Origin of the sequence: Streptomyces sp. NBC_00669 (assembly GCF_036226785.1) — a bacterium.
In the GTDB taxonomy this organism is placed as follows: domain Bacteria; phylum Actinomycetota; class Actinomycetes; order Streptomycetales; family Streptomycetaceae; genus Actinacidiphila.
This window is the reverse complement of record NZ_CP109018.1, coordinates 1911803-1937844: the sequence shown is the minus strand read 5'-3', so window position 1 is coordinate 1937844 and position 26042 is coordinate 1911803. Positions and strand designations below refer to the sequence as shown.

18 protein-coding genes are annotated in these 26042 nt (G+C 71.9%); 6 read left to right on the top strand and 12 right to left on the bottom strand.

Going from position 1 to position 26042, the window contains the following annotated elements; all coding sequences use genetic code 11:
- The first annotated feature begins 586 nt into the window (after window positions 1–586).
- The gene (locus OG896_RS07770) at window positions 587–1798 is read left to right on the top strand and encodes a helix-turn-helix transcriptional regulator (protein WP_329363648.1); all 1212 of its coding nucleotides are present in this window, start codon (window positions 587–589) and stop codon (window positions 1796–1798) included.
- Here the strand turns inward: OG896_RS07770 and OG896_RS07765 are convergent.
- The gene (locus OG896_RS07765; protein ID WP_329363646.1) at window positions 1795–2511 is read right to left on the bottom strand and encodes a hypothetical protein; all 717 of its coding nucleotides are present in this window, start codon (window positions 2509–2511) and stop codon (window positions 1795–1797) included. The two genes, OG896_RS07770 and OG896_RS07765, sit on opposite strands and share 4 nt — an antisense overlap.
- A gap of 110 nt (window positions 2512–2621) precedes the next feature.
- Here OG896_RS07765 and OG896_RS07760 point away from each other — a divergent pair, with 110 nt between their 5' ends.
- From OG896_RS07760 to OG896_RS07750, 3 genes are all read left to right on the top strand, one after another.
- The gene (locus tag OG896_RS07760; RefSeq protein WP_329363644.1) at window positions 2622–3725 is read left to right on the top strand and encodes a winged helix DNA-binding domain-containing protein; all 1104 of its coding nucleotides are present in this window, start codon (window positions 2622–2624) and stop codon (window positions 3723–3725) included.
- 152 nt (window positions 3726–3877) lie between these two features.
- On the top strand, window positions 3878–5110 hold the full coding sequence (locus OG896_RS07755; protein ID WP_329363643.1) for a helix-turn-helix domain-containing protein: 1233 nt from the start codon (window positions 3878–3880) through the stop codon (window positions 5108–5110).
- A 214-nt stretch (window positions 5111–5324) separates the two neighbouring features.
- Window positions 5325–5564 carry a hypothetical protein gene (locus OG896_RS07750; RefSeq protein WP_329363642.1) on the top strand — a complete coding sequence of 80 codons (240 nt, stop codon included), beginning with the start codon at window positions 5325–5327 and terminating at the stop codon, window positions 5562–5564.
- 170 nt (window positions 5565–5734) lie between these two features.
- Here OG896_RS07750 and OG896_RS07745 read toward each other — a convergent pair whose 3' ends face one another.
- On the bottom strand, window positions 5735–7756 hold the full coding sequence (locus tag OG896_RS07745; protein WP_329363641.1) for a sigma-70 family RNA polymerase sigma factor: 2022 nt from the start codon (window positions 7754–7756) through the stop codon (window positions 5735–5737).
- Window positions 7757–8209: 453 nt separating this feature from the next.
- On the opposite strand from OG896_RS07745, the gene OG896_RS07740 reads away from it, so the two are divergent.
- On the top strand, window positions 8210–12346 hold the full coding sequence (locus tag OG896_RS07740; RefSeq protein WP_329373797.1) for a beta-galactosidase: 4137 nt from the start codon (window positions 8210–8212) through the stop codon (window positions 12344–12346).
- Window positions 12347–12421: 75 nt separating this feature from the next.
- On the opposite strand, the gene OG896_RS07735 is transcribed toward OG896_RS07740, so the two are convergent.
- From OG896_RS07735 to OG896_RS07715, 5 genes are all read right to left on the bottom strand, one after another.
- Window positions 12422–13885, bottom strand: coding sequence for a cellulose binding domain-containing protein (locus OG896_RS07735; protein WP_443056963.1), 1464 nt, complete (start codon window positions 13883–13885; stop codon window positions 12422–12424).
- A gap of 102 nt (window positions 13886–13987) precedes the next feature.
- Window positions 13988–15535, bottom strand: a complete 1548-nt coding sequence (locus OG896_RS07730; RefSeq protein WP_329363639.1) for a beta-N-acetylhexosaminidase — start codon at window positions 15533–15535, stop codon at window positions 13988–13990.
- 126 nt (window positions 15536–15661) lie between these two features.
- Window positions 15662–16501: a carbohydrate ABC transporter permease gene (locus OG896_RS07725; RefSeq protein ID WP_329363637.1), complete on the bottom strand. Its 840-nt coding sequence runs from the start codon at window positions 16499–16501 to the stop codon at window positions 15662–15664.
- Complete coding sequence (locus OG896_RS07720) at window positions 16498–17382, bottom strand: carbohydrate ABC transporter permease (protein ID WP_329373793.1); 885 nt, start codon at window positions 17380–17382, stop codon at window positions 16498–16500. Before OG896_RS07720 ends, OG896_RS07725 begins: the two co-directional genes overlap by 4 nt.
- A gap of 202 nt (window positions 17383–17584) precedes the next feature.
- Entirely contained in the window at window positions 17585–18862 is a 1278-nt protein-coding gene (locus OG896_RS07715; RefSeq protein WP_329363635.1) for an extracellular solute-binding protein, read from the bottom strand.
- 252 nt (window positions 18863–19114) lie between these two features.
- Here OG896_RS07715 and OG896_RS07710 point away from each other — a divergent pair, with 252 nt between their 5' ends.
- Entirely contained in the window at window positions 19115–19876 is a 762-nt protein-coding gene (locus OG896_RS07710) for a GntR family transcriptional regulator (RefSeq protein WP_329363633.1), read from the top strand.
- Between the two features lie 30 nt (window positions 19877–19906).
- Here the strand turns inward: OG896_RS07710 and OG896_RS07705 are convergent, their stop codons facing one another.
- From OG896_RS07705 to OG896_RS07685, 5 genes are all read right to left on the bottom strand, one after another.
- On the bottom strand, window positions 19907–20311 hold the full coding sequence (locus OG896_RS07705) for an SAV_915 family protein (protein WP_329363632.1): 405 nt from the start codon (window positions 20309–20311) through the stop codon (window positions 19907–19909).
- Between the two features lie 304 nt (window positions 20312–20615).
- Complete coding sequence (locus OG896_RS07700; RefSeq protein ID WP_329363630.1) at window positions 20616–21335, bottom strand: TetR/AcrR family transcriptional regulator; 720 nt, start codon at window positions 21333–21335, stop codon at window positions 20616–20618.
- 805 nt (window positions 21336–22140) lie between these two features.
- Window positions 22141–23682, bottom strand: a complete 1542-nt coding sequence (locus tag OG896_RS07695) for an MFS transporter (protein ID WP_329363629.1) — start codon at window positions 23680–23682, stop codon at window positions 22141–22143.
- Between the two features lie 259 nt (window positions 23683–23941).
- The gene (locus tag OG896_RS07690) at window positions 23942–24649 is read right to left on the bottom strand and encodes a LysE family translocator (protein ID WP_329363628.1); all 708 of its coding nucleotides are present in this window, start codon (window positions 24647–24649) and stop codon (window positions 23942–23944) included.
- 430 nt (window positions 24650–25079) lie between these two features.
- Window positions 25080–25964: a helix-turn-helix transcriptional regulator gene (locus tag OG896_RS07685; protein ID WP_329363626.1), complete on the bottom strand. Its 885-nt coding sequence runs from the start codon at window positions 25962–25964 to the stop codon at window positions 25080–25082.
- Window positions 25965–26042 lie beyond the last annotated feature (78 nt).

The following is a 26042-nucleotide window of genomic DNA, read 5'->3' as shown; positions in this document are numbered from 1 at the left end:
GTGTTCTTGCATGTCTCGCACCCGAAAAAGCCGTAACAGTCGGGGCACCAGATGTCGCGCCATCCAGCGCAGCATCCGCAATAGGTCTCGGCCTTCTCCGCCTTCGCGCTGGCGGTCACGGCCTCTCCAGATGTCGCCTGATCGCGTCGGCCAACTCTTCGGCGCGCCTAGCTAACTCCTCAAGGGAAGGCAGCGGTTCTTTCTGGCCTCCCTCTTCCTTCGGCGCTTGTGTAGGGCTGTCCGCGCTCACAGCGTCTTCGCCTCTTTGTCCGGGCATTTGGGGCTACCGCGCTGACACTTCGGCCACTTGGGAACGTCCCCCGGGAGGGATGGTGACTCCGGCCGCAGCGCGACCACAAGACCCTTTCCCACGCTGACGAAAAACCGCCCTGCCCCTCCCGCCCCGTTACCAACGTTGCCCAGCGCCCGTCTACTATTCGCCATGGCTGCCTGCCCAATCAGGTGGTCCATGCCCCCGGGCCGGTCGCACGGTCGCGGGGGTCTTGCGTGCATCTCCCAACGTCCCCTTGACCTGGGTTGGCGCATAGCGGCCACCTGTCGGCCAACCGTCGGCCAGACTGGACCCATGGGGACGAACATCGGGGCCAACATCCGGCGAGAGCGAGACCGGCTCGGGTGGAGTCAGTCACGGCTAGCACGCGAAGTGTGCCGGGCCGCTGGCATTCCCGGTGATCCGGTCGGCCGTCAGGAGATCAGCCGATGGGAGACAGGGAAGCGCACGCCCCGCGAATGGCTGCCCTTCCTCGCTACGGCTCTTGGCGTCCCCGTGGAAGCCCTCACGGGGCCGTCTACGCCCGCTGAGCCGCCCTTGCCGACCCTGGCTGACTTCCTGCCCGAAGAGGACCTGCTGAGCCCCCTAGAAGGCCGTACGGTGAGGCGCGTCGGAATGGGCACTGTGGATGAACTACAGCAGCGGGTACATGGGCTCAGGTTGGCTGATGACGTGCTGGCAGGCGGGGACCTAATCCGCCCGGCACTTCGGGACCTTCGGCGCGTTGTGAAGCTGTACCGAGAGAGCACACACACGGGCGAGGTAGGGCGGCAACTCCTACGGCAGATTGGGGAACTGGCACAGATTGCCGGATGGATTGCCAGCGATGCCGGACAGCATGAAGAGGCAGAGCGCATATACCGGCTGGGGATCAGCGCCGCACGGCAGGCGGAAGACCTCACCCTTGCCGGGAATCTCGCCGGATCACTCGCCTACCAGATGAGCAACACAGGACGCGAAGGCGAAGGGCTCATCTTGGCTCAGGCAGCGTTCCGCGACTCACAGGCAGAAGCACCCCCGAAAGCCCGCGCGCTGTATCTGGACCGTGTGGCATGGGCTCACACGAAGGCAGGGGGAACAGAGAACGGGCAACAGGCCATGCGCGCGCTGGGGGAAGCTGGGCAGGCGCTTAGCGAAGACACCCCAGGCACGGAATCACCTGCCTATCTGTACTGGGTGGACGCAGGGGAACTCAGGGTCATGGAATCCCGGGTCTACACGGAGCTTCACAGGCCCTTGCGCGCAGTGCCGTTGCTCCGAGAAGTCCTCAGCGCCTATGACGCCACGCATACCCGTGAGATGGCGCTGTATCTCTCATGGCTAGCCGTGGCGCTGGCGGATGCCAACGAACCAGAAGAGGCAGCCGCAGTAGCGGAACGGGTCATTTCTCTGGGAGCTGACACACCGTCAGAACGGGTGGCTGAACGGGTGCGCGTAATCCTCGGCCGGTTGCAGGGATATGCGAGCGTACCGGAGGTGCGATCGATCCTCGATAGTGCAGCTTAAAATCTTCGCGCCGGCGGCTCGTAGAGCCCGGTGCCGAGGGCGCAACGGGCCGCGGTGGCGAACGGATCGTCGCGCACCAGCACGTCGTCCACGTCGTAGGGCAGGTCGAGCAGGGCCCGCAGCCGGCTCAGGCATGCCTCGGGCTCGTCGAGACGGGACGGCCGGCCGGGCGCCCGGACCATGGAGCGGCAGCCCGTACGGACGGCGAGCGCGGCACGCACATACCGCAGGAAGGGCCCGCGCTCGCTCTCCGGCAACTCCTCCAGCGCGGCGAGCGGCAGTTGCAGGGCCCGCTCCCCGTGCGCCCACGGTCCGTACGGACGTGGGCCGTTGCCCACGTTCCCCAGCGCGAGCGCGAACAACTCGTGCACCTGCCCGGGCGACCACCCGCAGCGTGTCGCCGCCAGCGCCCGCCCCACGTACCACTCGACGTCGTCGGCCTCCAGGCCGGCGCGCTCCTGCTGTAGCCGCAGCGCGATCCGGCGCCGCTCGTCCTCGGCGAGCCCGGCCACCAGTGCCGCGCAGTGGTCGAAAGGCGGCAGCGAATCGCCACGCACCTTCAACGGCTGCCGCTGCCAGGCCCGTTCGTCCTTCCTGGAGGCTCTGACCAGCGCCCGGGACAGGCTGCGCGGCCGCAGCGGTTCGCCCGATCCACGGTTCCAGGACCGTGGGAAGTGCCGACCGCTGTACGGGCGGCCTCCGCGGCTCCACATCGCCCTCACCTCGCCTTCCCGTGAACGCCCGGTCGGGTCCCTCGGCCGCGCGCCGCGCCGACCCGCCTTGCGGACCGTGACTGTCCGCAAGGCGCCGTACCGTAACGACCATGGTCATCGAACCGGTCACCCGGCGCACCCTGAACCGGACTCTGCTGTCCCGCCAACTCCTTTTGCAGCGGGCGGACATGAGCCCGGCGGACGCCGTCACGCACCTGTTGGGTCTCCAGTCGCAGAACGCCACCTCCGTCTACCCGGGGCTGTGGACCCGGCTGGCCGGCTTCGACTTCGCCGCGTTCGGCCGCCTCCTCGCCGAACGCCGCGTCGTACGACTGGCGTTGATGCGCAACACCGTGCATCTGGTGACGGCGGCGGACGCGCTGCGGTTGCGGCCGTGGCTGCAACCCGCCCTCGACCGGGGGCTGCGCTCCTCCGCGTGGGCCGCGGGGATCGCCGGGGTTGGCCGGGACGCGCTGCTCGCCGCCGGGCGCGAGGCGCTGGCCGAACAGCCGCTCGGGCCCTCCGAGTTGCGCACCATGCTCGGTGCGCGGTTCCCCGCCGCCGACCCGGCCTCGCTGGTCAACGTGCTACGGACCTGGGCACCGCTCGTGCAGGTGCCACCGCGCGGCGTGTGGGGCGTACCCTGCGGCGTCCGGTACGCCTTCGCCGACGACTGGCTCGGCGCGCCGCTCGCCGCCGACCCCGACCCGGCCGGGCTCGTCCGCCGCTACCTCGCCGCGTTCGGCCCCGCCGGTCCCGCCGACATGCAGAAGTGGTCCGGAGCCACCGGCCTCAAGCGGCTGTTCGCCGATCTCGACCTGCGGACGTACGCCGCCGAGGACGGGCAGGTCCTTTACGACCTGCCCGACGCCGAACTCACCGACCCCGACACCCCCGTGTCCGCGCGCTTCGTCGCCGACTTCGACAACCTCCTGCTCTCGCACGCCGACCGCACCCGCATCCTCGGCGACGTGCCCAAGTCCCGGGTGATCTCCGTCAACGGGATCGTCAGCGGCACGATCCTCCTGGACGGGTTCGTCGGGGGGACCTGGCGGTTCGAGCGGGCCAAGGGTGCCGCGGCGGTCGTCGTCACCCCGTTCGCGCCCCTACGGGCGCCCGACCGCGACACCCTTGAGGCGGAGGGACTCCGCCTCCTCGCCACCGCGTACGAGGGCGCCCCCGAGGTCCGCGGGGTCCGCTTCGCGCGTGCGTAGTCCGAGTGACGCCCCCGGGTGCGCCGTACCCTGGAACCGAGGGCGGCCCGGGTGGTTTGCCTGTTGGAGTGGGCGGTGGCGAGGCCGGTGACGGGGGGCTTGCGGCGCGTACTCTGGTGCGGGGGGCTTGACTTCGTTCCGGGAGCCGCATCGTGACTGATCCGTCCATCAACGGAGAACTGACGACCGGTGAGTTGATCCGCCATCATCGTGAGCGGCGAGGAATGTCGCGTCCGGTGCTGGCCGGGTTGGTCGGGCGGTCGTCGGACTGGTTGAAGAAGATCGAGAACGGGGACCGCGATCTGCGGTCACTGCCGATGCTCTTCCGGCTGGCGCAGGCGCTTCGGCTGGATGACGTGGCCACGCTCACGGGTGGCGATGCCACCATTCCCGTCGATCACTGGGGCAAGCTGTCACACCCGGCGGTGCCGGCGCTCAGGGACGCGGTGCACGCGTCGATCTTCCGTCGCTCCCCGTTCGAGGCGAGCAGTGTGCAGGAACTGGCCGGACGGGTGCGGCAGGCGTGGTCGACGTGGCATTCCTCGCGTCGGCAGCGGACCGAAGTAGGGGCGGTGCTTCCTGATCTGCTGACGGCATGCCACGCCGCCACCAGGGGAACCGAGGGAGCGGAACGTCGGCGCGCCTACCTGGTCACGGCGGAGGCTTACGCGCTGGCCCAGCAGTTCGCCGCGCACACCACGGAACCGGAGCTGTACTGGCTGACCGTGGACCGGGCCCGGATGGCGGCGGAGGAAGCGGACGACCCCGTTCTGCTGGCTGCCGCCGCATGGATCGTGGGCAACGGCCTCCGGGAGAACGGCCACACGGAAGAGGCACTGCGTCTGGTCGCCGAGGCGGCGGCCACCCTCCGCCCGCGCCTTGAGGACGGGCCCGACATCCTGCGCGGGACCTTCGGGGCGCTGTGCCTTCACGCGGCGGTCACCTCCGCGCGGGAGGGGCGCGACGGTGACGCCTGGCGGTGGTGGGACGAGGCGAACGCGGTCGCACAGCGCATGCCGGACTACGCCCACCCCTGGACGATGTTCGGCACGGGCAACGTGGCGGTTCACGCGGTCACCATCGGCGTCGACCTGCACACTCCCGGCGCCGCGCTCCGCCGTGTCTCGGAAACCGTCCCCGAGTCGATTCCGTCAGTGGAGCGCCGCTCTCGTCTGTTCCTGGACGCAGCCCGATCGGAGTACGCCCGCAAGGAGCCGGCCGGTGCGCTGCACTACCTTCAGCGGGCAGTGGAGACGTCGCCCGACGCGATCAGGTACGTGCCGTCAGGGCGGGCGCTGGCCGCGGACCTCGTCCGCTCCGTGCCTCGGCCGCTGCGCGCCGAGGCCGCCGAACTCGCCTCTTCCGTAGGCGTCTTGGCGGCGTAGCCGCTCCCTTGTGCAGGGGGACAGTTTGTCCCCTTTCGACCGGTGGATCGGTCCTATCGTCGTCCTCATGACGGCTGAGCACCGAGACCGAGCACCGCTGCGCCCTGACTCCCCTTTACAGCAACGGGAATCCGGCACCGTTCGACGCCTCCCGTGGCCGGGGCCGGACGGAGGTGCGTGCTACCTCCGGTCGGACGGGTGCCGTGCTTCGGCCTTGTGGCGGCTGGCCGACGAGATGGAGTCGGTGCAGCTCGGGATGGGTCGGGAACTGCTGGGCTTTGTCCGTCGGACGCTGGCGGAGTCGACGCCTTCGGACTGCGAACTCCAGGGCATGGTGGCGCACTTGTGCACGGCGCTGTCGGACGCGTTGCGGGTCGCCGACAGCCGCGGGGCGCTGCTGGGCCTGCCCGGAAGCAGGGATCAGGTGGGATCGGCGGAGAACGTCACCCTTTGATCGGGTCCGGCTTTGACGCGTGAACTCCCCCTTGTGGCTCAGCCGGTGAGAGCCCGGGCTGTGTCGCACCCTTCTTCCGTTCATGGGTGCGGGCCGGCCAGATGAGTCCGGTTCGCCGCCGGGCAACCCGTCCCGCTCCACCCCGTTCCGGCCCGCCCCCGTTCCATGGGTCAGCGGGCGCGTTCGAAGGCGCGGCCCTCGGTCGTGATCACGGGGCCGCTGTGGAAGAGGCCGGTGCTGGGGGCGCCGTCCTTCGCGGGGAGGCCGAACCAGGCGTACCGCTGGAGGTAGGGCAGGCCGTCGAGCATGGTCGCGGCGGCCGTGAGGAAGGCGGCCTGCTGCTGGTCGGTGGGGTAGCGGGCGGTGCCGCCGGAGAAGTCGGTGAGCGCGAACTCGGTGAGCCAGATGGGCTTGTGGTAGCGGTCGTGGACGGCCTGGAGGTAGGACTTGAGCTGGGCGACGGCGTCGGGCGTGGTGAAGTCGCCGCCGTACCAGTGCAGCGTGATGAAGTCGACGCGGTAGCCCTTCTGCCGCGCGCCGGTCATGAAGCGGTCGAGCCAGCCCCCGGGCGTGTCCCCGCCGTACGCGACGGCGGGACTGCCCAGCACCTTCCCGGCGGACTCCAACTTCGGCCACAGCGTGAGCGCTTGGTCGACCGTCATGTTCGACTGCCCTGACATGTCGGGCTCGTTGAAGCCCAGCAGGTACGGTCCCGCGGCCTTCGCCTGCGCGAGCGCGGCCGAACTCGCGCTGTCCGCACCCCAGATCATCGGTACGAAGCCGGGGCCGCTGATCCCGGCGTGGGTGGTGGACCAGGTGTAGTACCAGCTCGCGCCGGACTGCCGGAGCGCGGTGTTCACGCCGTCGAAGGTCCACACGCCGACGCCCTTGCGGGTGGACGTCGCCGGTGCGGCGGGCGGTGGCGGGGCCTTGACCGGGGTGGGCGTGGTCGACTTCGGAGTCGGCTTGCGGGTCGTGGGTGTGGCGGTCGAGGGCGTCGTCGGCGCAGGGTTGGTGGGTGCGGCAGCGGGGGCCGTCGCCGTGGGCGGGGCGGACGGCGCGGCCTCGGCGGCCGGCGCGGACGGGTCGGCGGCGAGGTGCACCGCCAGCAGCGCGCCCGCCGCCACGGCCGCGACCGCGCTCACCGCGGCGGCGGGCCCGGCGAACGGCCCGTGCAGCAGCCGCGGCCGAAGCCGGTGGACTCCCCGGTGCGCACCGCTCCGCTGTGGGGGGTGGGAATGCGGAGCGGTGCGCTGGGTGGGGGGCGTGGGGGGCATGGGGGAGTGGCCCGCGGGCGCGGGCGCAGAGGATGGTGCGGGTGCGGGCGTCGGCGCGTGAGTGGGCGGGGCCGGGTGGTGCGCGGCGGACGGCAGATGCCCGGGGGCGGGCGGCGGCCCAGGGTGCGGCGCCGCCAGCGAGATCGGTACGGGCAGCAGCGGCAGCCCGCTGAGCAGCCGCTCCATCGGCAGCAGCACCTTGCCGAGCCGCCCGCACGCGTCGCAGCCGCGGACATGCCGGGCGAACCGCTTGCGCCACAGCGGGCTGGGCACCCCGTCCCAGCCGGCCGTCAACTCGGCCAGCTCCGGGCAGCTTTCGACCGCGCCGAGCGCGCGCACCACGGTCCGCGACGTCTCCAACTGCTCCTTCATCCGCTGGACCTTCACCGCCGCGTGCTGCCGGGACAGCCCGAGCGCGTCGGCCAGTTCGGACCGGCCGATGTCGCCGGTCTCCTCCAGCCACCACAGCGCCAGCAGCGTGCGGTCGTCGTGGTCCAGCCAGCGGGTCGCCTCGGCGATCTCCCGGCGCTGGTCGGTCAGGCCCAGCCGCAGGATGGTCACCGACGCGAAGTCCGAGGCCGGGTCCGGTATCAACTCGGCCGCGTCCAGGCCGGTCTGATGGTGCCAGGACGCCTTCCGGGCCTGCTCGCGGTCGCGGACCTGGCGGACCGCGATCGCCACCAGCCAGGACCGGAAGGCGGCCGGGTCGCGCAGGTCGGCGAGGCCGCGGACCACCCGCAGGAGCGTCTCCTGCACCACGTCGTCCACGTCGTCGTTGCCGTCCAGGGCCCGCCCGACGATGTTGTAGACCAGCGGCAGGCACTGCGCGACGAGCAGGTCGAGCGCCTGCTCATCGCCCGCCCGCGCCGCGGTCACCATCTCCGGGTCGGGGCCGCTCCGGTCGCCTGCACGCATTCGCTCCGCCGTTCCTTCGTCGCAAGTGGCTGCGCCTACACAACAGGAGACGGTGCCCCGGGCGGGCCGATAACGGAAATCCGCGGACGGGGTCGGCGGGGGCCGTGAGCGCCGCGACGGCGGAGGTCGTGTACCGGCCCCAGCCCGGTGGCCTGCCGGTCGCGCGGTTCCCCGCGCCCCTGCACAGCCGCGGCTCCTTCCGCGGAGGCGCGGGCACCCTCCACCCGTGGGGGAACACAAACACACGGAAACGAACAGGTCGTCGCACAGCTTCCTGTGTCCGACCTATTGTGCGGCCCCGCACCCGCTCCTATTGTTCGACTTCGATTGATTCTGTTGGGAGTTGGCCCTTCGGGGAACGTGGAGGTCGCAGTGCGAAGTCATCCGACCGGTGGCGTGTCCGGCAGATCCCAGCGGCGCCGAGGGCGGTGGTGGGCGGGTCTGGCCGCGGCGATGGCGATCGCCCTGTCCGCGGGCACCACCGCACCCGCCATGGCGGCAGGCGCCGCGCACACCGCGGCCGCGAAGACGGCCGACACGGCCACGACGGACAACGCGGCCAAGGGACACGCCGGTTCGAAGCCCCACACCGTGACCTTCGACGGCTACTCCTTCCTCGTCGACGGCAAGCGCACGTACCTGTGGTCGGGCGAGTTCCACTACTTCCGGCTGCCGAGCCCGGACCTGTGGCTGGACATCTTCCAGAAGATGAAGGCCGCCGGGTTCAACTCCACCTCCCTGTACTTCGACTGGGGCTACCACTCGCCGAAGCAGGGCGTGTACGACTTCACCGGGGTGCGGGACGTCGACAAGCTGCTCGACATGGCCCAGCAGGCCGGCCTGTACGTGATTGCCCGCCCGGCGCCGTACATCAACGCGGAGGTCGACGGCGGCGGTCTGCCCGGGTGGCTGACCACCAAGGAGGAGAAGAACCGCACCGACGACCCGCAGTTCCTGAAGTACTCCGACGAGTGGCTGACCCAGATCGACCGCATCCTCGCCCGCCACCAGCTGACCAACGGCACCGGCACGGTGATCGCGTACCAGGTCGAGAACGAGTACTACAACGGCTCCGCGTCGGCCCGCGCCTACATGAAGCACCTGGAGGACAAGGCCCGCGCCGACGGCATCACCGTGCCGCTCACCGGCAACAACAACGGCACCTTCAACTCCGGTGACGGCGCCCTGGACGTGGACGGTCCGGACTCCTACCCGCAGGGCTTCAACTGCTCCAACCCCACCCAGTGGAACGGCGTCCCCGACCTCAGCTACGACCACCCGGCCGGAAAGCCGCTGTACACCCCGGAGTTCCAGGGCGGCGCCTTCGACCCCTGGGGCGGCCCCGGCTACGACAAGTGCGCCCAGCTGATCAACGACCAGTTCGCCGACGTCTTCTACAAGCAGAACATCGCCGTCGGCGCGACCGCCCAGAGCTTCTACATGACCTACGGCGGCACCAACTGGGGCTGGCTCGGCGAGCCGGAGAACTACACCTCGTACGACTACGGCGCCGCGATCCGCGAGACCCGCCAGCTCGACCCGAAGTACGACGAGGACAAGCTGATCGGGTACTTCACCCAGTCGGTGGCGCCACTGACCAAGACCGACCCGATCAAGGCGTCGCCGCCGGACGACACCGCCGTGGTCGACACCGCCCGGATGAACCCCGACACCAAGACGCAGTTCCACGTGTTGCGGCACGGGAACTCCACCTCCACGGCCACCGACAAGACCCACATCGCGCTGGACTTCAACGCGCAGCCGGTCGCCGACACCAGCTACACCTGGGACGACCCCGACTCCGCGCTGCAGTACTCGGGCAGCTGGTCGCACGTGTCGGGCCAGAGCTACACCACCGGCGACTACAAGGACACCGAGTCGTTCTCCAACACCACCGGTGACTCGGTCACCGTCCCCTTCGACGGGACCGCGGTCCGCTGGATCGGGCCGAAGACCAACAACCACGGCTACGCCGACGTCTACCTCGACGGCACCAAGGTCGCCACGGTGGACGACTCCGGCAGCGAGAACCAGGCGGTGGTCTTCCAGAAGACCGGCCTGACCGCCGGCGCGCACACCCTGAAGATCGTCGTGGACGGCACCCACAGCACGGGCTCCACGGACAACTTCGTCTCCATCGACGCCATCGACGTGCCGACCGCCGCCGACGTCCTGCCGACGTACCCCGTGGTGCCGCAGCAGCCGGGCACCGCGATCACGCTCGACGGCCGCGACTCGCACATCATCGTGGCGAACGACAGGCTCGGCGACTCGCAACTCCAGTACTCCACCTCCGAGATCATGACCACCGCGACCATCGCCGGCCGGGACGTCTCCGTGCTGTACGGGGACGCGGGCAGCGACGGCGAGACCGTGCTGCGGTACACCTCGAAGCCGACCGTGACCAGCACCGGCGGCCAGGTCGCCACGACCTGGGACGCGGCCACCGGCGACCTGCGGCTGAACTACACGCACAAGGGCCTGATCCGGATCAGCATCAGCGGCGGCGGGTCCCGCCCGAGCCTGCTGCTCGTCGGCGACAAGCCGACCGCCGAGACCTTCTGGCGGCAGGACACCGCGACCGGACCGGTCCTGGTGCGCGGCAGCCACCTGCTGCGGACGGCGACCAGCCTGGACGGCGGCCGTACGGTGGCGCTGACCGGTGACAACGGCGACGACAAGGACATTGAGGTGTTCACCTCGGCCGACCACGTCACCTGGAACGGCCGCGCGCTCGACGGCCGTACCGCCGCGGGCTCCGGCTCCGCGGGCCGGACCGGTCAGATCCCCGTCGCCGCCCCGGTGAAGCTCCCGGCGCTGACCAACTGGAAGCACGCCGAGGAGTCCCCGGAGTCGGCCCCCGGCTTCGACGACTCCAGCTGGCAGACGGCCGACAAGTCGACCACCAACAGCTCCTCCGGCGTCAACTCGCTGCCGGTGCTCTACGCCGACGACTACGGCTTCCACACCGGCAACACCTGGTACCGCGGGCGCTTCCGGGCCGGCGACGGCGAGACGGGCATCCACCTGGTCTCGGACTCCGGCGGCGGGGCGCAGGCGTTCTCCGCCTGGCTCAACGGCACCTTCCTCGGCAGTTCGACCACCGGCAGCGCCGACTTCACCTTCCCGGCCGGCGCGGTGAAGCCGACCGGCGACAACGTCATCTCCGTCCTGACGGTGAACATGGGCCACGAGGAGGACTACAACTCCTCCAACGGCAACAAGACCGCGCGCGGCCTGACCAGCGCCTCCCTGATCGGCGCACCGCTCACCCCCGTCACCTGGCGGCTGCAGGGCGTGCGGGGCGGCGAGGACCTGATCGACCCGGTCCGCGGCACCCTGTCGACCGGCGGTCTCTACGGCGAGCGGGCCGGCTGGTCGCTGCCGGGCTACCCGGACGCGAAGTGGGCGAACACCACCCTGCCGGCCACCGACACCCGGCCCGGCGTCTCGTGGTACCGCACCGACGCCAAGCTGAACCTGCCGCACGGCCAGGACACCTCACTCGGCCTGACCTTCACCGACGACCCGTCGCGCAAGTACCGGGCCGAGATCTTCGTGAACGGCTGGCAGGTCGGCAACTACGTCAACTACCTCGGCCCGCAGCACACCTTCCCGGTGCCGAACGGCATCCTGAACCCCGACGGCCACAACTCCATCGCCATCGCGGTGTGGAACCTGGACGGCAAGACCGGCGGGCTCGGCAAGGTCGCGCTGACCGACTACGGCAGCTACGCCTCCTCGCTGAAGGTGGCGCAGAACGACAGCCCCGGCTACAACCCGGTGAAGTACGCGATGCCCGCCGCGCCCGGGGTCACCACCTCCCTGGACGTGCCGAACACCGCCAAGTCCGGGCAGGCGTTCACCGCCACGTCCACGGTGCGGGTGCCGGCCGGGCAGCCGGCGGCCAGTGCGCTGACCGCCTCGCTCGCCCTGCCCGACGGCTGGACCGCGAAGGCGGCCGGCGCCGGGACGGTGGCCCGTCTCCAGCCGGGGAAGTCGGCCACCTTCAGCTGGCAGGTCCAGCCGCCGAGCGGCACTCTCGCCTCCGCCGCGGTGCTCGCCACCACGACGCACTACGTCCAGCGCGGCCGCAAGGCCACCAGCTCCGACGAACGGGTCATCGAGTCGGTCCCGCCGGTCCCGCCGGCCGGGCAGAACGCCGTCAGCGACCTGCCGTTCCTGTCGTCCACCAACGGCTGGGGCCCGGTGGAGCGCGACAGCAGCGTCGGTGAGCAGGCGGCCGGCGACGGCCGGCCGATCAGCATCGACGGCGTCGGCTACGCCAAGGGCCTGGGCACCAACGCGGTGAGCGACGTGCAGCTCTACCTCGCCGGCCAGTGCACCCGCCTCACCGCGCACGTCGGGGTCGACGACGAGACCGGCGGCGGGGGCACCGTCACCTTCTCGGTGATCGCCGACGGCAAGACGCTGGTCACCACCCAGACCCTCCGCGGCAAGCAGGCGGCCGTGCCGATCGACGTCGACGTCACCGGCGCCCAGGTGGTCGACCTCAAGGTCGGCGACGGCGGCGACGGGAACGGCAACGACCACGGCGACTGGGGGGCGCCGACCCTGACCTGCTCGTAGCGGACACCGGCGGCTCACGGCGGTTCCCCGCGCCCCCCTTCGAAGGTCGGGGCGCGGGGAACCGCCGTTTCCGGCTCAGCTCGCGGGGACCGTGTCCTCGAACGCGGTGCCGTCCCCGCGCAGGCCCGCCACCGCGGACTGCACCTGGGCCGGCGTGAGCACCTGGTCCTTGACGAAGTACACGTAGTCCACCTGCTCGTCGTAGGAGCGCGGGGTGGAGCCGGTCTGCCCGGCGAGGTCGATCAGCCAGTGGTTGAAGTCGATGAACTGGCCGCCCTCGGGCAGATACGGCTCGCCGTGCTGGGCCACGACCTGGCCGTCGATGAAGTACGTGATGTACGTGTCGTCGATGGTGATCTGGAGGTCGTGCCAGCCGTCGTAACTGGCGTACTGCTGGCCGTGCGTGTTCACCGCGTTCCAGGGGTCGGGGTTGTACGTCTCCCAGGACGTCTCGTACATGATGTTCTGCGTCTCGCCCCAGCCGCCGTTGGGCAGGTACTCGAAGTCCTGCTCGCTGTAGTCCGGGTCCATCGGCGCCTTGAGCGGGGTGAAGTTGAAGAAGGTCTGGTTGACGTGGTCGCCGTCGGGACCGCCGGTGGGCGTGTCGTCGAACTTCACCCGGGCCGCGTAGGTGCCGTTCCTGAACTTCTGCGCGGTGGTCTGGATCTCGGTCTCGCGGGTGCCGGCCGCCGTGCCGTCGGTGGTCAGCTTCAGGTCCATCACCGTGTTGCCGGCGCCGCCGGAGCTGTCGGGCACGAAGGTCAGGTCGGACGGCGACCAGGTGGCCCCCGCCACGCCGGGACCGCCCTGCCCGGACTTCACGGTCCAGCCGTGCTGCTGGACGGCCGGGTCGGAGCTGCTCGGGTAGCTGAAGTCGTCGAAGAGCGTGGGACCGTCGGGCGTGCCGCCGCCACCGGGCGGGGAGGTGGGCGGCGAGGTCGGGGGCGTGGGGTCGTTGCCGTCGGGCGCGGTGCCCCAGACCAGGGCGCCGTCCTGCTGCACGGTGACCTTCGGGGCGTTCGCGTACGAGGTCTGCGTGCCGTCGAAGGAGTAGTCGTCGGACTGGGTGAGGGGCTGCCAGTCCGAGCGGTAGAAGCGCAGTTGGAGGTCGCCGGTGGACTGGCCGGGCGCGAGGGAGCCCGCGCCCGCGGTGAAGCCGATCTCCAGGTAGCGGTCGGCGGTCGCGGTGGGGTGGGCGAGGGTGCCGAAGGTCCCGGTGACGTTCGCGCAGCCCTTCACCGCCCAGGAGCAGGCGAAGCGGTAGGACGCGGTGGGGCTGTCGGAGCTGAAGTAGTACCGCAGCGTGACCTGGCTGAGCGGCACCGACGTGGACCCGCTGTCGGTGACCTCCAGCCACGGTTCCGCCTGGTCGGCGGTGGCCCCGCCCGCGCTCGTACGGTACTGGGCGGTGAGCGTGTCCTGCGCGGCGGAGGCGGGCAGCGCGGTGAGCGCGGCGCAGGCCAGGCCGGCGGCCGAGCACACGGCGAGCGCGGCGCGGAGCCGAAGGGGGAGGCGGAGCGGACGCTTTCTTCCTGACACGGTGGTCCCTTTCCGGTGGTGGGGGGTGATCCCCGGGTGGGGTGGGGTGGGGTGGGGGAGTCGGAGGTGCGCGGACGAGCCGCCGGACACGGTGCGGCGCTGTCAGGCCGTCGCGGTCCGGGGGCGGTCGAGGGGGCGGTGGCGTACGCCGAGCGCGGCCAGCCGCGCCTGGTGCCCGCGTACCGCGGGGAGGAAGTCGGTGGCCCAGTCGGCGGCCGGGTTCCAGGCCCGGTCGGCGAGCGCGCACAGCCGGGGGAAGGCGAGGTACTCGATGTCGGCGGGCGTCTGTGCGAACTCCGTCCACAACTGCGCCTGGGTGCCGAGCACATGGGCGGCGGCCTCGGGCGGCCAGTCGGCGGGCACCGGGTCGTTGGCGTGCACGGCGCGCAGGTCCACCACCGCGCCGGCCTGGCCGAGCGGCTCGCCGGGCCCGTCGGCCTGCGGGTAGTCCAGGTAGGTGGCGCGGTGCGGCGCCATGACGACGTCCTGGCCGGCCAGCGCGGCGGCGAGGCCGTGGCCGGCGTCCCGCCACGGCATGACGGTGAACTCCGGCGGCAGCGCGCCCGCGGCCCCGGAACCGTCGGCCCAGCACACCGGCCGCCGCCCCGCCGCCAGCAGGAACTCGCCGATCCGGCCGAGGAACCAGCCGTGCAGCGCGGCCGTGCCGGCCAGCCCCGCCTCGGCGGCCCTGGCCCGCGCCCGCGGACTCTCGGCCCACTCCGCGACCGGGCACTCGTCACCGCCGATGTGCACGTAACGCGACGGGAAGACGTCCAGCACCGCGCCGAGCACGCTCCGGCAGAAGTCCAGCACCTCGTCGTGCACCCCGAACACGGCGTCGGACACGCCCCATTCGGTCCACACCTCCAGCGCCCGCCCGGGCACGTTGCCCAGCTCGGGGTAGGCCGCCAGCGCGGCCCGCGCGTGCCCGGGCATCTCGATCTCGGGCATCACCTCGACCCCGCGCGCGGTCGCGTACGCCACCAACTCCCGCAGTTCCGCGGCGGTGTACGCGCCGGCGTGCGGCTCGTCGTCGTACCGTCCGCTGCCCGCGCGGCCGCGCATCGACCGGGACCGTACCCCGCCGACCTCGGTCAGCCGGGGGTAGCCGGGCACCGGCATCCGCCAGCCCTGGTCGTCGGTGAGGTGCAGGTGCAGCACGTTCAGCTTGTGCAGCGCGAGCAGGTCGACGAACCGCCGCAGGTAGCGGACGGGTTGGAAGTGCCGGGCCACGTCGAGCAGGACGCCGCGCCAGCGGTGCCGGGGCACGTCGGTGATCTGGACCCCCGGGAGCCACCAGGCCACGCCGGGCACCGGACGCTCCGACAGCGCCTCGGGCGGCAGGAGTTGGCGGATGGTCTGCACGCCGCGGAGCAGCCCCTCGCCGGTCGCCGCACGCAGCAGCACCGCGTCCGGGCCGACGGTCAGGCCGTAGCCCTCGGTGCCGAGGCCGCCGAGCAGCGGGTCGACGGCGAGCACCACGCTCCCGCTCGGCGAGTCGCGCAGCGGCAGCCCGGTGGCGGGCCGCAGCAGGGTGCGCAGCAGCCGGGCGGCGGGCCGCGCGGCGCCCTCGGCGCGTACGGCGGTGGCCGGGTCGAAGGTGAACCGGCCGGGGATGCGGACGGCGTGGGTGGGGTGCGGGATGATCACGGCGGGGCCTCCAGGGGTGGGAGCGGGCCGGTGGCGGGCGGAGCCCGTACGGTGCGAGGCGGTACGGCGGGGGTGCCCGGCGGTGCGGCGGGGGTACGGGGGCCGTGCGGTGCCGCTTCGGGCGGGTCAGCCCTTCACGGCTCCGGCGGTCATCCCGGTGGTGACCCGGTTCTGGAGCAGCAGGAACACCGCCAGGACCGGCAGCATGAACAGGCACGACGCGGCCATCGTGGCGCCCCAGTCGGTGCCGAAGACGTTGCTGAAGGACGACAGCCACACCGGCAGGGTGCGGGCGCTCTGGTTCTTGATGATCAGCGTGTTGGCGAAGGCGAACTCGTTCCAGGCGGTGATGAATCCGAACAGGGACGTCGACAGCAGCCCCGGCGCCAGCAGCGGGAAGGTCACCCGGCGGAACGCCTGCGGCCGGGTGCAGCCGTCGACCTGGGCGGCCTCCTCCAACTCCGCCGGGATCGCGGCGAGGAAGCCGCGCAGCGTCACGATCGTGAACGGCAGCGTCGTCATGAAGTAGACGAGGGTGAGCATCGACAGCCGGTCGAGCATGCCGGTGTCCCGCGCGATGATGTACATCGGGATCAGCAGCGCCTCCCAGGGCGCCATCTGCGCGGTGAACACCAGCAGCAGGAACGCCCGCCGGCCGCGCCAGCGCATCCGCGCGACCGCGAAGGCCGCGAGCAGCGCCACCACCAGGGCCATCAGCACCGCGCCGAGCGTGACGACGAGGCTGTTGCGCCAGTATCCGGCGAAGCCGTCGGCGCGTACCGCGGTGCGGAAGTGCGCGAGGGTGGGGTGCAGCGGGAAGAACGTCGGGTCGGCGCCCTCGATGTCGGCGGTCGGCTCGAACGCGGTGACCGCCATCCAGTAGACGGGGAACGCGGACAGCACCAGGACCAGCAGGGCGGCGGCGTTGAGCGGCAGCCGGCGCAGTCCGCGGCGGGCGGCGGTCATGCGGTGCCCTCCTTACCTTCCTGGCGGAACATCCGGCGCAGGTTGAACACCAGCGCGGCGAGCAGGATCAGCACGGTCAGCGTGGAGACCGCCGACCCGAGGTCGTACTTGTGGAAGGACTGCGCGATCTGGAACGCGTACACCGGCAGGGTGGTGGTGGCGCCGTCCGGGCCGCCCTGGCCGATCACCCAGATCTGGGTGAAGCACTTGAAGCACCAGATCACTTCGAGCGAGGTGACCAGGGCGAACAGCGGGCGCAGCATCGGGAAGGTGACCAGCCGGAAGGTCTGCCAGGGCCCGGCGCCGTCGATCCGCGCCGATTCGTACAACTCGGCCGGGATCGTGGTCAGTCCGCCGTAGAGGGTCAGCGCGGCGAACGGCACCGACTGCCACACCACCAGGGTGACCAGGATCGCGAAGGTGGCGCCGCCGTGCGCGAACCAGGTGTAGTCGCGGTAGGAGGTGAAACCCAGCTTTACCAGTGCCCAGTTGACCACTCCGAACCGGGACTGGAAGAGCCACTGGAAGACCGTGGTGGCGGCGATCACCGGGGTGGCCCAGGCCAGCACCAGCGAGCTCATCACCGGCAGCCGCAGCCGTCGGCCGAGCCGGACCAGCAGCAGCGCGACCAGCGTCCCGATCAGCATGATCAGCACGACGTTGAGCGCCGTCCACCACACGGTGCGGCGCACCACCGTCCAGAACTCCGGGTCGGTCAGCGCCTCGCGGTAGTTGGCCAGGCCGACGAACGAGGCCCCGCCGTTGATGAGTTCGGCCAGCCGGTAGTGCTGGAAGGACATCACGGTGTTGCGGACCACCGGGTAGACCAGCAGGAAGGCCGCGCCCACCACGGTGGGGGAGACCAGGAGGTAGGGCCACAGGGCGGCGAGCGCGCGGCGCGGCCCCGAGCGCGGGCGGGGGTTCCCGGGGGTGGTCCCGGACGGGTGGCGGGCGAAGCGGCCGCGGCGGCCAGGGCGGCCGGACGGCGGGCCGCCGGGGCCGCCTCGCGGGTCGGCCGAGTCCTGCCCGGCGGCGGTGGGTGCGGTGAGCACGGCGGTCTCCTGGGTGATCCGGGGCGGTCGGTCAGGACGAGGTGTTGAGCGCCTTGGCGATGGCCTCCGACGCGGTCCTGCCCGCCTTCGCCGGGTCGGCGCCGGTGAGCACCTGGGTGAGGTACTGCTTGATCGGGTTGTCCGCCTCGACCGCCGCCCAGTTGGGGGAGTTGGGGGTGGCGTGCCCGTCGGCCGCGCCGGCCGCCATCGCGGAGGCGCCCGGGTCGCCCTTCAACACCCCTGCCAGCGAGGTGCGGTTGGGGACGTAGCTCATGGCCTTGGCGATGCGCGTCTGCCACGTGGTGCCCGCCAGCGCCTTGACCACCTGGTAGGCCATCGCCTGGTGCCGGGACGCCTGCGGGATGACCAGGTCGGAGCCGCCGGTGAAGACCGCGCCCGGCCGGTCCGCGGTCTTGCCGGGGATGGGGAAGAAGCCGAGCTTCCCCTTGAGCGCGGGGTCGGCCTCCGTGATGGCGGCGGCGCCGCCCGGGGTGGAGATGATCTGCGCGACGTCGCCCTTGGCGAAGACGTTCGCCTGGAGCGGCTTGGCCTCGTCGGAGTCCTTCGGGCCCTGGCCGAGCGCCTGGAGCTGCCGGTAGAAGGCCGCCGCGGCCCGCGCCTGCGGGGTGTCCAGGCCGCCGCTCCAGGTCCCGCCGCTCTTGGTGGCGAGGTCGCCGCCCTCGTCCCACAGGAAGCCGGCGTAGGTGTACCAGGACTGCCCCGGCAGGTAGATGCCCTGGTTGCCGCCGGTGTCGAGCTTCGTGGTGTCGGTGATCCACTCGGCGCGGGTCTTGGGCGGCGCGGTGATGCCGGCCTTGGCGAAGAGGTCCTTGTTGTAGATCACCACGCGGTTGGCGGCGTACCACGGGATGCCGTACTGCTTGCCGTCGATCCTCCCGGGCTCGGCGAGGCCGGGTATCCAGTCCGAGCCGTGCAGGTCGGCGACCTTGCCGGTGAGGTCGTCCACGCCGCCGCTGGCCGCGTACTGGGCGACCTGGGTGTTGCCCACCTCGATCACGTCGGGGGCGTCGTTGCCGGCCAGCGCGCTGACGATCTTCGCGCCGATGCCGTCCCACTCCTGGATCTGGAGGTCGAGGGTGGTGCCGGGGTGGGCCTTCTCGAAGTCCGCGGTGAACGCCTTGAGCACCGGGGCGGCCACGCTGTCGCGCATGATCCACACGGTGAGCCGGGCCGGTCCGGCGTCGTCGCCGGAGCCCGATCCGGAGGAGGAGCCGCACGCGGTGAGACCGGTGAGGCCACTGATGCTGATGAGGAGCGCCGCGGCGCCGGGAAGCAGTCTGGATCTCACGGAGTAGTCACCTCAGAGGAAGCGGTGGAACTTACCACTGGTCAACTGGTCTGGTGTTGACGGAGAAGGTGGCATAGACCACTGGTGACGTCAAGAGGTCGCGAGAAAGCCGTAAGAGGGCTCGTATACGGCCGAAGATCAGGTGTTCTCACCCTCCTCGCGCGATACCGACGGGGCCCGACCGCACTGGCGTACTGGTCAACATCTGGATAACCTCCCCTTGACAAGTACTTCGGGGAAAGGGCACCGCACATGGCCAGCGAGCCGCCGCGCCTGGCGCTGAAACGCGAACGGGTCCGTGACTACCTCATGGAACTCGTCGAGTCCCGCGCCCCCGGTGACCCGATCCCCTCCGAACGCACGTTGTGCGACCGACTCGGCGTCTCCCGGCCGACGTTGCGCTCGGCCGTCGACGAACTCGTCACCAACGGGCTGCTGCTGCGCGAGCACGGCCGGGGCATGTTCGTCGCCCGCGCGAAGATCACCCAGGAACTCGCCCAGGACCACGACGTGTTGCGCCTGCCGCAGGCGTCCGGCACCTGGACCAGCCGGGTGCTGGAGTTCGCCACCGTGCGGGCCGGCGCCCGCGTCGGCCGCAAGCTCCACCTGTCACCCGCCGCCGACGTCGTCTACATCGCCCGGCTCCGGCTGGTGGACGGGGAGCCGATGGCCATCGAGTACCTGCACGTCCCGGCCGCCCTCGTACCCGGGCTGGCCCCCGCCGACATGGAGTCCGGCGACTTCTACGACACGCTGCGCGACCAGCACGGGGTGCGGGTGCACGAGGCGGTCCAGTCCATCGAGCCCACGGTCACCAACGAGGAGGAGGCGCATCTGATCGGCGTGCCGGTGCTCTCGCCCGCGCTGCTCTTCGAACGCCTCACCCACGACGAGACGGGGCGCCCCGTCGAGTACGTCCACTCCGTCTACCGCGGCGACCGCTACCGGATCGTCTCGCGGCTGACCCTGTCGCACTCGGCCACCGCGTGGCGGTACACCGGGCCGCCGGGATAGCGGGCGGTCCGGGGGTGGGCGCGGGAACGGTCAGGCGGGGGGAACGGGGAGGGCGCCGCGGGACGGGCGGGCGGCGCGCGGCTCGGTGGTGCGGGTGGGGGCCGGGGCGGGGGCCTCGGGCGCGCCCCAGGAGGCCGGCGGCCGGGCGGTGAGCACCGGGTCGATCGTCACGTGCCGCGCCCCGAGCGGCTCGGCGAGCCGCCGCAACGCGGACTCCGAGAGCCGAATCCACGGCTGGGTCGGCCCGAGCACGGACCGCAGCCGCCGGTCGGTGGTGAAGGCGACCGCCGTACGCGTGCCGAAGGGCGTGCGCCACAGCCGCACGATGTCGCCGGCGGGCCCGCGCCGCACCGGGACGTAGAGCGCTCGGCCGGCCGCCCCGTCGGACTCATCGGCGACACCGGCGACGGACGGCTGGTGCTGGCTCACGTGCATGTCCTTACGGTAACCCGCCGCCGTCACCTCGTCCGCGCCGGTCCTGGCATCCCACACCGCCCCGCGGCCGGGCCGGTGGCCGTCCGGGCCGTACCGCCGGCCGGATTCGCCCACGGCCCATGACCAGGCCAGGCGCCCCGGACGGCCGCCGCCCGCCGGACACCCGATCCGCCGCTGCCGCCCGAACGAGTGAAGCCCGCGCCGATCCGGCGGCCGGCCCGGACGTGCTCAACGTCACTGCCCGATGTACGGCCCGGCGGCCCCTCAGGGCGGGCCCGGGGGCGGAGGAACGGTCCGGACGGCGTCAGGCGCGGGTGTCCGACACCGCCGCGAGACCGGTCAGGTATCCGTGCAGCACCGTCTTGAACTCCTGTGCCAGCCTGGCCTGTTCGCACGCGGTCGCGCCATCGAGCGCCGGCAGGATGGCCTTGGCGATGTGCACCACGACCGTGGCGGAGCGCTGCCGGTTGGCGGGGGTGAGGTGGGGCGCGGCGGCGCCGACCACCGCCTCCATGACCTGCTGCGCGCCCGTGTTGAGGGAGGCGACGCTCCTGGCCGGCGGCGCGGTTCCGGCGAAGAGGGGCCGGAAGGCGGGGCTCGCCTGGCTGAACGCGAGCATCGGGTCGACCATCCGGTCCACCAGTTCGCCGATCGGCATCCCGTCGAGCGCGGGGTCCCGCAGGAAGCCGAAGACGGCGCGGAGTTGGGCGGCGCAGCGCTCCGCGAGGGCCCGCGCCATCGCCTCCTTGTTGGGGAAGAACTGGTAGAGGGTGCCGGGGGAGGCGCCGGCGCGGGCGGCGATGCTGTTGGTCGTCGCGGACTCGTAGCCGACCTCGGCGAACTCCTCGGCCGCGGCGTCCAGGAGCTGGGCGATGCGCTTCTCGCCGCGGGCCAGCCGTCTCTTCGGCGCGGTGCCGGTGCCGCCGGTCGCGGTGCCGGCGGTGTGGTCGGCGGCGGTGTCGGCAGCGGTGGAGCGGCCGGCTGCCGTGGTGGCGGCCTGGGCGTCCGGTGGTGTGCGCGGCATTCACATCTCCCGGGTGCGGACCGCGGCCGGTCGTCCGTGCCCGCCTGCCCGGGAGCTGTCCCGGGGACGGACCGGCCGACCGCCGCGCGGGTCACGGCGGCCCTGCCAGCGTAACGCGCCGGGCCCAACGAGCATGGTCCGAAAGGTGATTGACAGCGGTGGGGCGCACTCATACGCTGACGCCGTTACGAGTGAAGACTCGTAAGTGGAGTGGTCGCACCGCGGGCACGGCCCGCCCGGGAGTGCGGCCGAGCGGTCCCCCGGGCCGCGTGGCGCCGTCGCACCCCGTACGTGGCGGCCCCGGACCCGGATGTGGCGGGCGCCTGCTCCGCGCCGAGCCGTCGGGATCGCTCACCCGGCCCCGTCCCACGCCTCCCCGCGAGGCGAGGGCGGGGCCGTACCCGTGCCGGCGGGCCGAACCCGGAGCATCCGTAGGCGGAACGGCGCCAGTTGCGGTGTCTCGTCGGGGTCGCCGAGGAACCGCGCTTCGGGCGGCCCGCACACGCCACCGCCCCGTCGGCGCGCACGGGGGCGGCGCGCCGACGGGGCGGTGGTGGTGTCCAGAGGGCTTGGTGACCGGGTGTCCCGTCCCCACGATGACCCGGTGACCAGCCCCCTGGGGCCCCGGCCGCGTTCCGCTCGGTTCGCGTCGGGGAGTCGGAGGTGCTGATCGGACGGTGCTGACCAGATGGTGCTGCCGGACGTTCCGGAGGCCCGGAAGACGCGGCTCGATGTTTGCGGGGGTAAGGGGCGTGTACCTGGGTGCGGGCCCCTTACCCCGCGCGCGGCTGCGACCGAGCCGGACCTACATGTGCACGGCCTTCGGCTCGCCCTCGGGCGCCAGCTCCGGGCGTCCGCTGCGGAACATCACCGCCGCGATCACGGTGCCGACCGCGAAGAACGCGGCGGACCACCAGTACGCGGTGGAGTAGCTGTGCAGTTGGGCGTGTGCGGCCACCAGCTTGCTCGGCGGGTTGGAGGTCGCGTGGTGGGTGATGTAGCTGGTCGCGGCGCTCGCGGCCAGCGTGTTGAGCAGCGCGGTGCCGATCGAACCGCCGACCTGCTGCATGGTGTTGACGGCGGCGGAGGCGACACCCGCGTCGTCGGCCCGCACACCCGCGGTGGCCACGCTCATCACGGTCGGCATCACCAGGCCGAGGCCCAGGCCGATCACGATCAGCGGCGGCAGCACGTTCGCCGCGTAGGTGCTGTTCAGGTCGAGCGTGGTCAGCCAGGCCATGCCGACGGCGGCCATGCCCATGCCCACCGGCACGATCGGCCGGGGGCCGAACCTCGGCAGCAGGTTGTTCGTCGCGAGCTGCGCGGAGACCATCAGCGACGCGATCATCGGCAGGAAGGCCAGGCCGGTCTTCACCGGGTTGTAGAGCAGCGACAGCTGGAGGTAGTAGGTCAGGAACAGGAAGACACCGAACATGCCGATGCCGGAGATCCCGAGGATCGCGAACGACGCGCCGCGGTTGCGGTCGAGCAGCACGCGCAGCGGCAGCAGCGGGTGCGCGGTGCGGCCCTGCCACCAGCCGAACGCGGCCACCAGTACCACGCCCAGCAGCAGGAAGCCCCAGGTCAGCGGGGAGCCCCAGTCGTGGCTGTCGGCGTTCGAGAAGCCGTAGACGACGCTGAACAGACCGGTGGTGACCAGGATGGTGCCGGGGACGTCCAGCCGGGGCCGGACCGCCGGGGCGCCCTTGCGGAGGAACGCCATGCCGCCGACGAAGGCGATGACGGCGAAGATGAGGTTGACGTACAGGGTCCAGCGCCAGCTCAGGTGCTCGGTGAGCACGCCGCCGAGCAGCAGGCCGATGCCGCCGCCGGCGCCGGCGATGGCGCCGTAGATGCCGAACGCCTTGGCGCGTTCCTTGGCGTCGGTGAACGTGGTGTTCAGCAGGGACAGCGCGGCCGGCGCGAGCATCGCGCCGAACAGGCCCTGCAGGGCGCGGCCGCTGACGAGCACCGCGAAGTTCGGGGCGGCGCCGGCCAGCGCGGAGGCGACGGCGAAGCCGACGACGCCGATCAGGAAGACCACCTTGCGGCCGACCAGGTCGGCGAGCCGCCCGCCGAGCAGCAGCAGGCTGCCGAACGCGAGCGAGTAGGCGGTGACGATCCACTGCCGGTTGCCGTCGCTGAAGCCGAGCGCGTGTTGAGCGGAGGGGAGTGCGATGTTCACCACGGTGGCGTCGAGCACGACCATGAGCTGGGCGATGGCGATCACCGCGAGCACCCACCAGCGGTGGGAGGGATGCTCCTCAGGGGCCTGCTTGTCCAGCGCTACCGGGCTGGCCGGTGCCGAATCGCCGACGTTCACGTCGGGCGCGGACTGAGTCGACATATTCGTGACTCCTGGAAGTGGGACGGGCGGCGAACCGCTGGGAAGAACGAAACCGTTTCGTACTCTGTCGTATGGATCGACCGTACGACTCGTCATATCGAAACGCAAACGTTTCGCTGCCCTCGGCGATGTGCGACTGCTCACAGGTCAGCGGCTCAACCCGGGTGCCGCCCGGGGGCGTCCTTCCATCAGCCTGTCAGCGCGCTGTGTGCCCCAGGAGCGCGCCCCCCTCTTCCTCAGGAGGTGCTCGACACGGTGCCTACGTGTCCGCGCGGCCGGTCACCGCGACCGCCACGCCCAGTCCGATCATCGCGAGGCCGCCGGTGCCGCCGATGGCCGCCATCCGGCGCGGTGAGCGGGCGAACCAGGTGCGGGCCGCCGACGCGGTCAGCGCCCACACGCTGTCGCAGACCAGGGCGATCACGGTGAAGACCAGGCCGAGCAGCAGCATCTGCTGGTGCACCCCGCCCGCGTTCCGGTCCACGAACTGGGGGAGCACGGCGGCGAAGAAGATGCAGGTCTTGGGGTTGGTCACGCCCACGACGAAGCCTTCCCACAGGGTGCGGGCGTCGCTACGGGTGCGCGGCGCCGCCGCGGTTCCGGTCTGCGCGGTTCCGGTTTGCGCGGTTCCGGTCTGCGCGGCTTCCTCCGCTCCCGGTACGGCGGTCGCCGTCGACAGGTCCGCGCGGTGGCGCCACGCCTTCACGCCCAGGAAGACCAGGTAGACCGCGCCCACGAGTTTCACTGTCGTGAACACCGCGGCCGAGGTGGCCATCACCTCACCCAAGCCCAGGGAGACGGCTGCCGCCAGCAGGTACGCGCCGATCGCGTTCCCCAGGACGCTGCCCAACGCGGTCCGGCGGCCGTGCGCCAGCGCCCGGCCCAGGACGAACAGCACGCTGGGGCCCGGGATCAGCACCAGCACCAGCGATATTCCGGCGAAGCCGAGCAGACGGTCGACCGACACGGTAACTCCTTTCAACGGGAGGGGGGTTCCGCGTGAGCGTAAGCCGCCCAAGGGTGCCCCGTCCCCGGAGTTTCGAGTGTCCGTCCGTGCGGGCCCCTGCGGGGTGGCTGAGCCGTCCTGTCCGCGGGCCGGTGGCCTGCTGGTCGCGCAGTTCCCCGCGCCCCTGGGTGGGTGCCCTTTTGTGGTGCGTTGTTTGTCTGCGGGTGCGTGGTGGCTGGTCGCGCAGTTCCTCGCGCCCCTGATTTGGGTTGCTCGCCGTTGTCGGCGAGCTGTGCGCTGCGGAGCAGCCGCACGTACTCAGGGGCGCGGGGAACTGCGCGACCAGCCGGAGCGCACCGGGACCCGGGGGCCGTGGGGAACCGTTACGGCGGGGGGCCGTACAGCACCCGGGGGGAGCCGCAGCGGCACCCGGGGTGGTGGGGGGCCGTGCTTACGGTAGGAGACCGGCGCGCCTCGCGGCGACCACCGCTTCGAGGCGGGTATGCGCCCCCAACTTCCGCATGGCGGACCGCAGATAGCTCTTCACCGTCTCGGGCCGCAAACGCAGCCGGGCCGCCGCCGCCGCATTGGTCGCCCCGGAGGAGATGGAGCTGAGGACGTCCAGCTCGCGCGGCGTGAGCTGGGGCGCGCCGCGCGAGGAGCGCCCGGGCCGGGTGGACGCGGGCGGCGCGCCCGCCGCCGCGAGCCGGGTGCACGCACTGAGCAACTCCTGCCGCAGATGCATGTCGGGCACCTGCCCGGCCAGCGCCCGCAACTCCGCGTGCGCCTCGCGCACCTCCTCCCAGGCGCGCGGATCGGCCGGCAGCGGCGCCTGCGCGAAAGACAGCAGCCGCTGCGCCTCATCCCTTATCACCAGCGCCTGCTCCAGCTCGCGGGCCGCGTCCAGCGCCACGTTCAGCGGCCGGTCACCGAGCGAGAAGGGCTGCCGCAGCGCCCCGTAGAGCACCCCGCGCACCCGGCGCTGCACGACGATCGGCACCGCCAGCACCGAGCGCAGCCCCTCGCCCGCCACCGCGGCGTCGTACTCGTGGCTGATCACCCGGGAGTCGCGGTACTCGGTGACCGCGTAGGGGCGGCCCATCGCGAGCGTCTTGCCGCCCAGACCGTTGCCCGTGGTGATCGAGAGCCCGCGCAGCGACTCGGTGGCCGTGCCCGCCAGCTCGCTGATCCGGAACTGCCGCGCCCCGTACCCGACCGGCAGCCCGCCGCCGCCCGCCACCAGCCCGCCGAACGACACCGCCAACAGCCCCGACCTGCGCATCCGCAACAGCGCCGCCCGCACCTCGACCGCCTCACCGTGTCCGTTCACCCGCATCACCCCCTCACCCCCTTCCGGGGGTAGTGAGACCCACGTCACTACCGGACGATGCTACTCAGGGGTCCGTCGACGAGG

What these genes read in the sequence shown, in the direction of transcription:
- OG896_RS07770 (WP_329363648.1), top strand. Translation starts at nt 587, where the DNA reads ATGGGGACGAACATCGGGGCCAACATCCGGCGAGAGCGAGACCGGCTC.
- OG896_RS07765 (WP_329363646.1), bottom strand. Translation starts at nt 2,511, where the DNA reads ATGTGGAGCCGCGGAGGCCGCCCGTACAGCGGTCGGCACTTCCCACGG.
- OG896_RS07760 (WP_329363644.1), top strand. Translation starts at nt 2,622, where the DNA reads ATGGTCATCGAACCGGTCACCCGGCGCACCCTGAACCGGACTCTGCTG.
- OG896_RS07745 (WP_329363641.1), bottom strand. Translation starts at nt 7,756, where the DNA reads ATGCGTGCAGGCGACCGGAGCGGCCCCGACCCGGAGATGGTGACCGCG.
- OG896_RS07740 (WP_329373797.1), top strand. Translation starts at nt 8,210, where the DNA reads ATGGCGATCGCCCTGTCCGCGGGCACCACCGCACCCGCCATGGCGGCA.
- OG896_RS07725 (WP_329363637.1), bottom strand. Translation starts at nt 16,501, where the DNA reads ATGACCGCCGCCCGCCGCGGACTGCGCCGGCTGCCGCTCAACGCCGCC.
- OG896_RS07710 (WP_329363633.1), top strand. Translation starts at nt 19,115, where the DNA reads ATGGCCAGCGAGCCGCCGCGCCTGGCGCTGAAACGCGAACGGGTCCGT.
- OG896_RS07705 (WP_329363632.1), bottom strand. Translation starts at nt 20,311, where the DNA reads ATGCACGTGAGCCAGCACCAGCCGTCCGTCGCCGGTGTCGCCGATGAG.
- OG896_RS07700 (WP_329363630.1), bottom strand. Translation starts at nt 21,335, where the DNA reads ATGCCGCGCACACCACCGGACGCCCAGGCCGCCACCACGGCAGCCGGC.
- OG896_RS07695 (WP_329363629.1), bottom strand. Translation starts at nt 23,682, where the DNA reads ATGTCGACTCAGTCCGCGCCCGACGTGAACGTCGGCGATTCGGCACCG.
- OG896_RS07685 (WP_329363626.1), bottom strand. Translation starts at nt 25,964, where the DNA reads ATGCGGGTGAACGGACACGGTGAGGCGGTCGAGGTGCGGGCGGCGCTG.